Below are 10,437 nucleotides of genomic sequence, written 5' to 3'. Positions count from 1 at the left end.
CTGTAAATTGGATATACCTATTATATGCATCAATGTCATGCAATAGATTACTATCATACACAAATTCTGATATTGAATAAGCATTTGTTACCCTTACTGGAGCAGTACGTTGAAGTTTTGTTGTATCAATATCAACCTCTACTTTTACATTATTAATTTCTATTTTTTTCTTCTTTTTATCACTATAAACACCGCCTATGTCTGCAAACATTCCACCAAATAAATCAAATTCTTCATAATTTTTTACCATTTCTTCATAAAATTTTTGATAATTAAACTCGCCTTTACCATTTTGAATATTTTCAACACATCCTTTTATTATTTCTGATACGTTATTGTCCATTAATCTCCAATCGAAACTCTCTCTACCTCTTTTTTTAATATCATATTTTAAAGCTTTATCAGAAACATAGGTAATAAGTCTTCTCGGCGTGTCATTACCAATTGTAAGTTTTTTTAAAGTTGAAACATTGCCTATTGTCTCTCCATAGTTAAGGCTTTGAGCCTTATGTGTAACAATAGTAAAGGTTATAGCTTTCATTTTATTCCTCCTCATTATTTAGATTTTCTTCTTGCGATAGCTCTTCATTTTCAGAACTAGAAGCTATAATTTGATCATTACCTGTATATGAATTAAGACCAAGTAAAAATGCATAGCCAATCTGACTCAGTGAATTAAAATCTTTAAGCACCTCCACAAAAAACGATGGTATACTTCTTCCATCGAAATTCATATACAAGGTGATAATGTCTCTGGTAAGGCTTGCTTGATCGCGCTTTTCAGCCCTTCTAAGAAACGATAGGAAAATCGTTGTATAGTTTTCTTTGCAGATTCTCCTTGAAGACCCAAAAGAAGATTTTTAATGGTTTTTCCCTCTTTAAAAGCATTATCAATGTTATTTTCCATAATCTTCTACCTCCTTCTGAAATTTTAAAAAAAATAATACATCTTTCATGTTAGATAACTTATTTCCATTTAATATAAGTCTTCCTATTGATGACTTTTCTAATTTAGTCTGATCTATATTCTTTAGTTTATCTTTTGATAAGTAACCATATAATAAATGCCCAACTAAATCATATAATGGCTTTTGAGAATATAAATTTTCAATAAATATATCATATATCTTTTTTAAAGAGTAAGGATAACTTTGAATTCGTTTTCTAATTGCATAAGCAATCTCGGGAGATATCGATAGGTTATAAATATTACTTGTATTTGGAGATACTGGATTTATTTCTATAATCGAAATATTTTGCAGGCTCCATTTTGCTTTCATTTTTTCAGTTTTTTTCAATATTTCTATAAATGAATTCTTTAAAGTTGCCTCACTGGAATTGGAATTTAACCAGTCTTTCCATATATCATTTATTTCTTTTATTTCCTGAATATCTACAGGTGCATCAATAAAGTAATATTTACCATTGAACTTCGTAAACCCAAAGGCAACACAGTAAATTATTAATTCACAGGGAAGACACATAAATAGATTTGGTTTCCCTTCCCAGAAAAAATTTGCTAAATTAGAAGGGCTTGCCCCTAAAGGAGTAAAGTGCACTTCATCTAGTATGATATACTCCTTATTTCTTTTAATTGCTTTTCTTTCATTACAAAAAGTACAAATAAGTTTTTCATCATCGATCTTGCTTGATTCTGAAAAATAATTTTGAATTATATTTTTTAAATATTCTTTTAATGTATCATTTTTATTCAAAATGTTATTTAAATCGTTAATTAAATCAAAAAAACTTTTTGTTTTATCATTTGTATTAAATTGCATTTGATCCAACTTTGCTTTTTCTTGGTCAGTAATTTTACCTTTTTTATCAGCGATACCATTAATTATTATCATGTTTTCTTGAGAGTTATTAATTGATTCAAATATACAATTAGCATCACTGATTTCTTGATATTTTAAAAACTTATTGTGACTTAATTCATCTTTTTTAAGTTTTTTTAAAATTTTATTTAATTTAGTGAGTAAGGTTTCTTGATTATTAATTTTTTTATCCGAAGCATAGCCAACGTAAGTTTTTATGTCATTGTCATTGTTGTTATTATTCTCTAAAACTAAAGCAACCTCTCTCAAAGTACTTTTCATGTCTTTTTGCCAAACTTGAGCTAAAAATGAATTGTTATAGAATTCTTTAATTGTTCCATATAAATTTTCTTCGCTCAAAAATGAAGCATATCTTTCAAAAAACATTTCTATTTCATTGTTACCAAGTTCCAGATTACCATCATTATTTATTAAATTTGTATTATTACCATTATTTTTAAAAATTCTTAAAAATCCAACAATACCAGCCCTCATAAGCCAGTTTGATGGATAAATGGCATATTCATTCTTATTTAAACACATGTTTTACCCCCACCTTGTTGAAAAACTTGAAAACCACATTACACAACCTCTCCCACGGAGAAAACTTAATACTCTTCATCCCGCCACCTCCAGCATGCCAAAGCCTTGACTGCGTCGGGCGCCTATGCCATTATCATATAATAGTTGCACTACTTCCTTTGGTGCCTCTATCTCTATTGTTCCATCTGTGGCTACAATTATTTCAGGTTTGTCTGGATTCATTTTATTATAATGAGGAATTTTAACTGGGAACGCTGCGTTGGTATTTATCATAATATCATCAGGCATTACACAGTAACTATCGCCCAGAAACTTACACTGGCTTACTATACTGTACTTGAGCATTTTTATAAAATCTTCATCATTAACGTGAGCATACCCTATTCCTTTTTTATCATCGCTTACACGACGCACTACAATTGGCGAAAAAATAGAAAATACCTCTTTTGAACCACATTCTCTTTTGGGAAGCAATGAAAATCGTGTAATTGAAAATGGGCAACCATAGATATTATATTTTTTCAATTTTTGCAATCCATTATACAAAGCAATTATGAATTCATAATTATTGCTTGAAACATACAATGCTGCAAATTTGCCAACCTGTAATTTATGTATAGAATCCTGTAATACCTTTTCCACATGTAACTTGACTGAAAAAGTAAAAGGTTTTGGAACATTCCTTTTATCATTACCATAATAATATGAATAAAGCATACCAGTGTTATCGCCATTGCGCAAAGCCTCTTTTAACAACGATGCAAAAGCTATTCGGTACCATGGCGGTATATGTACGTGTTCATTCTCAAATTCAAGGAATGCAGCAAACCTCATCATCAAACTCCTTATATTTTATCTATGTTTATAATATAAAAAGCAGGTGGGACGTATAGTGTCCCACCTGTAATTTTTTTACTACATTAATGAATCACCAATCGATATAAAACAATTGTGAGCATTCTATATATAAAGATATCAGATTTTTTTTCAAGATATTGACAGTCACACTGCATATGTTGCATCTATGTGTTCAGTGTATTTGCAAACCCAATAGTACTATTTTTATTTTTTCATTACAATTTTGTATATAATAACATATTATATAAAAATGTCAATAATTAATTATGAAATTACTTAAACCCACCCTGGACATGCTCATTATTCAAAATATTATTTGAGTGTGTTTTTAACAAATGTGTGGAAGTTCTTTTTTAATTATAAAATTGTCCACTAAGTAATCTGATATTGCACTATCATGGTATCTTGTAAGGGGTGGCAATGTATTTTACACAAACCCATAACTACAAAATATACCGTGATAAATCCTTATTCTTTAGTGTAGGTCCTAACTTGGCTTTTACAAATTCAGCATTGATGACAAAGTTTTTATGAGCATCATCTAAATCCGGGGCATCAAAGAGTATATCTTCAAGTAGCTTTTCCATAATTGTGTGTAACCTGCGGGCACCTATGTTTTCATGTTCCTCATTAAGCAACTGTGCTGTCTTTGCTATCTCGGCAATGCCATCATCAGTAAATTCTATTGTAACGCCTTCAGTTTTAAGCAGCTCTTTGTACTGCAGTGTGAGTGAATTTTTTGGCACTGTGAGTATCTTCCTGAAATCCTCTTCGGTTAACGAAGACAATTCCACGCGAATTGGGAACCTTCCCTGAAGTTCGGGTATAAGGTCTGAAGGCTTTGAAATATTGAACGCACCAGCAGCAATAAACAATATATGATTTGTTTTTACCGGCCCGTATTTTGTATTGACGGTTGTTCCCTCAACAATAGGCAGCAAATCTCGTTGCACTCCCTGGCGCGATACATCGGGTCCTGTTTTTGATTCAGCACCAGCAATTTTATCTATTTCATCAATAAATACTATTCCCATATCCTCAACACGACGGATTGCCTCATTAGTCACTTTTTCCATATCAATAAGCTTTTCTGTTTCTTCGGCAATGAATATACGCAGTGCATCCTTTACTGTGCTTTTTTTGCGCTTCGATTTTTTGGGCATCAAATCGCCAAGCATTGATTGAATCTGCAGGTCAATATCTTCAAACCCTGAGCCCCCCATAATAGACATTACCGGAATTACATTAGGTGCTTCTGCTTCATATTCAATTTCAAGATCATCAAGTTTACCGCTTTTTAAATCTTCCATATATTGTGCGCGCATTTGCTCATACAATGTATCAGACTCAAAGATAGATTCCCTGTCAGCATGAAAACCTGAAATCTGCCGTTCATCAAATTCAAATCCCTTTTTGGGAATGATTATATCTACAATTTTTTCATACGCATTCTTCAACGCTTTTTCTTCTACCATGGCACTGTATTCTTTTTTCACCATGTTTACAGCTATAGATGTTAAATCACGTATCATAGATTCAACATCTCTACCCACATATCCAACTTCAGTGTATTTTGTAATTTCAACTTTTATAAATGGTGCATTTACCAGCCGTGACAATCGTCGTGCAATTTCAGTTTTACCAACACCAGTGGGCCCTATCATGATGATGTTTTTTGGTGCAATTTCTTCTTGAAGCTCAGGGTCCAATTTTTTCCTGCGACTTCTGTTCCTTAGAGCTATCGCCACACATTTTTTTGCATCTTTTTGCCCTATAATGTATTTATCAAGCTCACTGACTATTTGCCGTGGCGTAAGATCGCTATCTTCAGTAAACTGTATTTGTATATCACCCATTATGCTTTTATCTCCTCAATTGTGATAGCACTATTTGAATAAATGCAAATCTCAGATGCAATAAGCAATGATTGTTTTACTATTTCGTATGCACTTAATGTGGTATTGCGCACAAGCGCTCGTGCAGCAGCTATCGCATAACTTCCACCCGAACCAATACCAATTATGCCGTCATCTGGTTCAATAATTTCACCATTGCCACTTATTAAATATAGATGCTGTATGTTGCCAACAATAAGCACAGCTTCAAGCCGGCGCAAAGCTCTGTCCAACCTCCAGTCGCGTGCAAGCTCCACAACCGAGCGCGGAATATTACCCGAATACGATTCAAGCTTTTGCTCAAGCCGTTCAAACAGCGTAAGCGCATCGGCTACTGAGCCCGCAAAACCGGTAAGTATTGTATCGTTATATACCTTTCGTAGTTTCACTGCTCTACTTTTTATTACTGTTTCTCCAAGAGTAACCTGCCCGTCACATCCCATAGCAAATGCATTATCTTTTTTAATTGCAAGTACCGTGGTACCGTGGATTGATGTACTACTCATTATCATTTCTCCTGTGTGCATGGGGATGGTACTTCATGTATAATTCTTTTAATCGCTGTGTTGTAGTGTGAGTATATTTCTGTGTTGTAGAAATACTCTCATGCCCCAACATATCCTGCACAGCTTTAATGTCTGCACCCCTGTTGAGCAACTCAGTTGCAAAACTGTGACGCAACACATGAGGTGTTACTGATTTCCACAAATGCGCCTGGTTAGCTCTTTTATCAATAATATAAAAAATACCTCTAGTTGTCAATCGTTTGCCATTATTATTTACAAAGAGCGGTTGGGTTATTGTACCAAACTTTTTTCTGCGTTCGTCAAAATATTTCTGCAATGACACAATTGCAGTATCATTCAAAAAAACAATTCTTTCCTTTGAACCTTTCCCCATCACTTTCAATCTTTTAGACACACAATCACAATCTTCAACATCAGCATTAGCAATTTCCGAAACACGTGCACCTGTTGAGTAAAAAACTTCAAGCAGTGCTTTATCACGATAGTCACTAAAGCTTTTGCATTCAAATGATGTCAGTTTCTGTATCTGATCAAAGGTTAAAAAAGTGGGAAGGAATTTACTGTGTTTTGAATAATGAATCTGGCGAGCTGGGTTATGTTCAATATAATTATGGAACTCAAGGTATTTAAAAAACGATTTTAATGTTGCAACTTTGCGCTCAATTGTAGATAGTTCATTTCCCAATTCAAAGCAATAATCAATAAAATCACGGATTGTTTCAGTTGTTATTGTGGCGATAGTTACCGGGCATTGCCCATTGCTTTCCAGAAAATGTACAAACTGATGCAAATCCTTGCCATACGATTCAACAGTCAAAGGCGAAGCATTTTTTTCGGCAATAAGATATTGAATGAATTTATCAATATAGTGGTCCATACTGTTTAGCTTACTTGTACTTCAGCATCCGTTTTATCTTCATCCAGAAGTGTAACCGTATACCCACATTGCTCATTTAAGCATACAAGCATCTCACCTTTTTTCTTTATCTTACGGATAAAAAGCAGACTACCGCATTTTGGACATGCATGTTCTGACGCTTGCTCGCGGGTGGCAAAATCACATTCAGGATACCTGTTGCAGGCAAAAAATGATCCACGTCGTTTTGAGGTGCGTTTAATAATATCACCACCGCATTTGGGGCATTTGCCAAGTGGCAATGGTTTTGCATTTGAACATTTTGGAAATGCAGAACAAGCAAGGAAAAAGCCAAATTTCCCCAAACGCTTTACCATTTTGCTGCCGCATTTTTCGCACAACAGGTCTGTTTCTTCATCTAAAATATTTTTCATATCCTCAATATGTTCTTCGGCATGATGAACTGTTGACTTGAAAGGTTCGTAAAATTCCTTTATCATGCTAACCCAATCATTCTTTGCTTCCTCAATTAAATCAAGCTTTTCTTCCATCTGTGCAGTAAAATCAATATTAATAAGCGATTCAAAATACGAAACCATAATGTCATTTACCAACCTGCCCAATACCGTTGGCACTAACTGTTTCCCACGTTTTACAACATAATAACGCTTGAACAACGTATTGATAGTAGGTGCGTATGTTGAAGGACGGCCAATCCCTGATTCTTCCAAAAATTTAACCAACGACGCTTCATTGTAGCGTGGAGGTGGTGAAGTGAAATGTTGCTGTGGATCAAATGCTTTTGGCATAAGAACCAGGCCTGTTTCTAGTTGTGGCAATAATTTCTTTTCGGCACTTTCTTCTTTTTCTATTGCTGTAAATCCATTAAATAATACTCTGCTACCGGTTGCTCTGAATTCAAAATCTTCAACTTTCAGTGTTACAGTAACCACTTGTGAAACCTCGGGCGTCATTTGCGACGAAACAAAGCGCCTCCATATCAACGAATATAATTTATATTGATCAGGAGTTAGATCATTTTTAATTGATTCAGGAGTCCTGAACACATTTGTTGGCCGTATTGCTTCATGTGCATCCTGTGCACCTTTTTTATTTGGATATGAGTTAGGCGTTTCTGGTATATACTCTTTGGTAAAATTTTTATTTAAATATTCCCTCACTGATGCTAATGCAGCAGGTGCAATTCGCGTAGAATCAGTACGCATATAGGTAATCAAACCAACCTGCCCTTCACCGGAAATGTTTACTCCTTCGTACAATTGCTGTGCCACCATCATGGTTTTACTAGTGGAAAATCCTAATCGCCTGGCAGCATCCTGCTGCAATTTGCTGGTGATATACGGTGGCTGTGGTTTTCTTCGTCTTTCTTTTTGTTCAACATTAATAACTGTAAATGGTTTTCCCTCTATGAGCGAGAGCACCCTATCAACATCATTTTTTGTTTTTAATTCAATTTTTTTCCCATTTTCCGATACCAGTGTTGCAGTAAATTCCTGCTTTTGATGTTCAAATAAGGCATCAAGCGTCCAATACTCTTGTGGAATAAAGTTTTCTATTTCCTTTTCGCGCTCGCAAATAACCCGCAATGCAACCGACTGTACTCTTCCTGCAGATAACCCCTTTTTAACTTTCTTCCACAATATTGGGCTTAAATAATATCCAACAAGCCTGTCAAGGATTCGTCGTGCCTGCTGTGCATTGACTAAATCCATGTTAATGTCCCGGGCATTCTTCACTGCTTCTTTAATTGCATCTTCGGTTATCTCATGAAATTCAATGCGTTTGATATCATTATTTTTATCTTTCAAAACATTTGCAAGATGCCACGATATTGCTTCGCCTTCACGGTCAGGGTCAGTTGCCAGTAAAACATTTTTAGCTTCAAAAGCTTTCTTTTTTAAATCATTTATTATTTTTGCCTTCCCTCGTATAGGGATATATTCAGGCTTAAAATCATTATTCACATCAACAGCCAACCGTGATTTTGGCAAATCAATGATATGCCCCATTGACGACGCAATGATGTAATCTTTCCCCAAATATTTATTTATTGTTTTTGCTTTTGTTGGTGACTCAACAATCACAAGTGTTTTTCTATGTTCAGCCATGGCTATTTCCTTATATGCTAATTTTTATGCGATAGTTACTGAATAGTATATCCACTATCACCATTAACCCTGAAATATCGTATGAATATTAATACCTTTCACTATTTGTCAAACAGTTCATTAATATCCTTATATGGATTCCACCGTATAACCACAAACAATAAAACGCTGATAGCAAATGTAATAATAATAAATAATATTGTTCGCTCTGAGGTATAGTAAATATAACCATCAAACGGGATTGCAAATTCAATTACGCCTAACACTGGTTTACGAGAAGGCTGATGGCAAAAATTACATTCTGTTTTCCTGTATACAGGTATAACTCCATTGTACATACGTCCGTGTACAGCAAACTTTGGCTGGGGCTTTATATCATTTATCACATTCAAGACATCCCTATTATTAACTATCTCCGACATGCCAGGAGCTTGTATTAAATTTCCCATGGAATCATACACGTGAATGTTTATACCAAAACGCTTCTGCAAATCTTTAAGGTATATCCAGGCATACTCAGCTTTTGACATTGTCTTAATGTGCAAAAAACTATCGGTAATAATATACATATTTCTTTCAAGTTCTTTAAAATAACCCGATTTATATATACCAAATATATCGCCAATATATGGTGGCACAGAAAAAATCTGTATAAAGCTTATACACCATAACATAGCTAACATAATAATAAGCACTCTTTTAACTATCATGCAACCTTCATTTGTTTAATGATATAATATTTCCCTGCCTGGTAATAATTCCTTCTAATTCCATTGTGGTTAATTTTTCAAGCACCTCACCACTGCTTTTGCCAACAGCCCTGATTAACGAATCAACATCCAATGAACCATGTTGCAACGTTTTTACAATATCATCATCGTTATACACTGCAAGATTTACGTTTGTTGTAACGTGCCTGTATTGATTGTTTTGAAAAAGTGTTGGCTCAATATTAATTTTATCAACGTTAAGAACTTCAAAAATATCCTGTTCGTTATACACAGGGTGTGCTCCTTCTTTCAATAGCATGTAGCACCCCTTATATCCTTCATCAAAGGAATGGCCTGGACACACAAACAATTCTCTGTTTTGTTCAAGAGCATAGCGTGCTGTAATCAGTGCCCCACTTTTTTCGCCAGCTTTAATTACTATAACACCTTGTGATAATCCGCTGACAATTCTGTTTCTTCTTACAAATGTCCACTTGCTTATTCGTGCTTTCGGTGGGTATTCAGATAACACACATCCGTTGCCCGAGTTTATAATATCAGTATAGACATCACGGTTACTTGAAGGGTATAACATATCTATGCCATTGGCCATAACTCCAATGGTAGAACCACCAGACTTTAGAGCCCCTATATGAGCTCTGCGATCAATTCCAATTGCAAGACCACTGACTATAGTTATACCATATTTAGCCAAAATACCAGAAAGCCGTTCAGCAATTGAACCAGAGAGTGTATCTTCATTTCTGGTGCCAACAATTGCAAGACACATGTTTTTTGGCATAATACCTCTGAGATATAACACAGCTGGAGGATAAACAATTTCCTTTAGCAAACATGGGTATTCATCATCCCAATAAGTAATCATTTTCACATTCATTTTGTTGCACAATTCAACAATTGTTTGTGCTTCTTCAAGCGGGCTCTTGCTATACCATTGTGAATAATACTCCTGAACTTTTTGTTCATGAGCAGAAACACATTCATTGTAGATTATTTCGGGCTGATACTTTGCATAGAAATGCCACAAGCCAGAACTCATAAGTGACACAGCAACAGCATAAATTTTTTTGTCCATAAT

Annotated in this window: 11 protein-coding genes; all 11 read right to left on the bottom strand. The window is 34.7% G+C overall.

Annotated elements, in window-relative coordinates; translation table 11 throughout:
* The coding region (locus N3F66_07160; GenBank protein MCX8123929.1) for a DevR family CRISPR-associated autoregulator at window positions 1-541 on the bottom strand (541 nt) is incomplete at its 3' end.
* A gap of 1 nt (window position 542) precedes the next feature.
* Complete coding sequence (locus N3F66_07155) at window positions 543-734, bottom strand: hypothetical protein (GenBank protein ID MCX8123928.1); 192 nt, start codon at window positions 732-734, stop codon at window positions 543-545.
* Window positions 731-907 (bottom strand): hypothetical protein, encoded by a 177-nt coding sequence (locus N3F66_07150; GenBank protein MCX8123927.1) that lies wholly within the window; start codon window positions 905-907, stop codon window positions 731-733. Before N3F66_07150 ends, N3F66_07155 begins: the two co-directional genes overlap by 4 nt.
* The gene (gene cas8a1 / locus N3F66_07145; protein MCX8123926.1) at window positions 897-2,363 is read right to left on the bottom strand and encodes a type I-B CRISPR-associated protein Cas8b1/Cst1; all 1,467 of its coding nucleotides are present in this window, start codon (window positions 2,361-2,363) and stop codon (window positions 897-899) included. Before cas8a1 ends, N3F66_07150 begins: the two co-directional genes overlap by 11 nt.
* 75 nt (window positions 2,364-2,438) lie before the next feature.
* A complete protein-coding gene (gene cas6, locus N3F66_07140; GenBank protein ID MCX8123925.1) occupies window positions 2,439-3,197 on the bottom strand; it encodes a CRISPR-associated endoribonuclease Cas6 in 759 nt (252 codons plus the stop codon).
* Window positions 3,198-3,664: 467 nt separating this feature from the next.
* Window positions 3,665-5,077: an ATP-dependent protease ATPase subunit HslU gene (hslU, locus tag N3F66_07135; protein ID MCX8123924.1), complete on the bottom strand. Its 1,413-nt coding sequence runs from the start codon at window positions 5,075-5,077 to the stop codon at window positions 3,665-3,667.
* A complete protein-coding gene (gene hslV / locus N3F66_07130) occupies window positions 5,077-5,622 on the bottom strand; it encodes an ATP-dependent protease subunit HslV (protein ID MCX8123923.1) in 546 nt (181 codons plus the stop codon). The genes hslU and hslV overlap by 1 nt, the downstream gene beginning before the upstream one ends.
* Window positions 5,615-6,520, bottom strand: coding sequence for a tyrosine-type recombinase/integrase (locus tag N3F66_07125; GenBank protein ID MCX8123922.1), 906 nt, complete (start codon window positions 6,518-6,520; stop codon window positions 5,615-5,617). The genes hslV and N3F66_07125 overlap by 8 nt, the downstream gene beginning before the upstream one ends.
* A gap of 5 nt (window positions 6,521-6,525) precedes the next feature.
* Complete coding sequence (gene topA, locus N3F66_07120; GenBank protein ID MCX8123921.1) at window positions 6,526-8,628, bottom strand: type I DNA topoisomerase; 2,103 nt, start codon at window positions 8,626-8,628, stop codon at window positions 6,526-6,528.
* Window positions 8,629-8,729: 101 nt separating this feature from the next.
* The gene (locus tag N3F66_07115) at window positions 8,730-9,338 is read right to left on the bottom strand and encodes a hypothetical protein (protein ID MCX8123920.1); all 609 of its coding nucleotides are present in this window, start codon (window positions 9,336-9,338) and stop codon (window positions 8,730-8,732) included.
* Window positions 9,339-9,345: 7 nt separating this feature from the next.
* Entirely contained in the window at window positions 9,346-10,434 is a 1,089-nt protein-coding gene (dprA, locus tag N3F66_07110; GenBank protein MCX8123919.1) for a DNA-processing protein DprA, read from the bottom strand.
* Window positions 10,435-10,437: the final 3 nt, after the last annotated feature.

Source organism: Spirochaetota bacterium (genome assembly GCA_026414805.1).
Taxonomy (GTDB): Bacteria; Spirochaetota; UBA4802; order UBA4802; family UB4802; genus UBA4802.
The sequence above is the reverse complement of the archived record's forward strand: the minus strand, read 5'-3'. Positions and strand labels throughout refer to the sequence as shown.

What these genes read in the sequence shown, in the direction of transcription:
- N3F66_07155 (MCX8123928.1), bottom strand. Translation starts at nt 734, where the DNA reads ATGAATTTCGATGGAAGAAGTATACCATCGTTTTTTGTGGAGGTGCTT.
- N3F66_07150 (MCX8123927.1), bottom strand. Translation starts at nt 907, where the DNA reads ATGGAAAATAACATTGATAATGCTTTTAAAGAGGGAAAAACCATTAAA.
- cas8a1 (MCX8123926.1), bottom strand. Translation starts at nt 2,363, where the DNA reads ATGTGTTTAAATAAGAATGAATATGCCATTTATCCATCAAACTGGCTT.
- cas6 (MCX8123925.1), bottom strand. Translation starts at nt 3,197, where the DNA reads ATGAGGTTTGCTGCATTCCTTGAATTTGAGAATGAACACGTACATATA.
- hslU (MCX8123924.1), bottom strand. Translation starts at nt 5,077, where the DNA reads ATGGGTGATATACAAATACAGTTTACTGAAGATAGCGATCTTACGCCA.
- hslV (MCX8123923.1), bottom strand. Translation starts at nt 5,622, where the DNA reads ATGAGTAGTACATCAATCCACGGTACCACGGTACTTGCAATTAAAAAA.
- N3F66_07125 (MCX8123922.1), bottom strand. Translation starts at nt 6,520, where the DNA reads ATGGACCACTATATTGATAAATTCATTCAATATCTTATTGCCGAAAAA.
- topA (MCX8123921.1), bottom strand. Translation starts at nt 8,628, where the DNA reads ATGGCTGAACATAGAAAAACACTTGTGATTGTTGAGTCACCAACAAAA.
- N3F66_07115 (MCX8123920.1), bottom strand. Translation starts at nt 9,338, where the DNA reads ATGATAGTTAAAAGAGTGCTTATTATTATGTTAGCTATGTTATGGTGT.
- dprA (MCX8123919.1), bottom strand. Translation starts at nt 10,434, where the DNA reads ATGGACAAAAAAATTTATGCTGTTGCTGTGTCACTTATGAGTTCTGGC.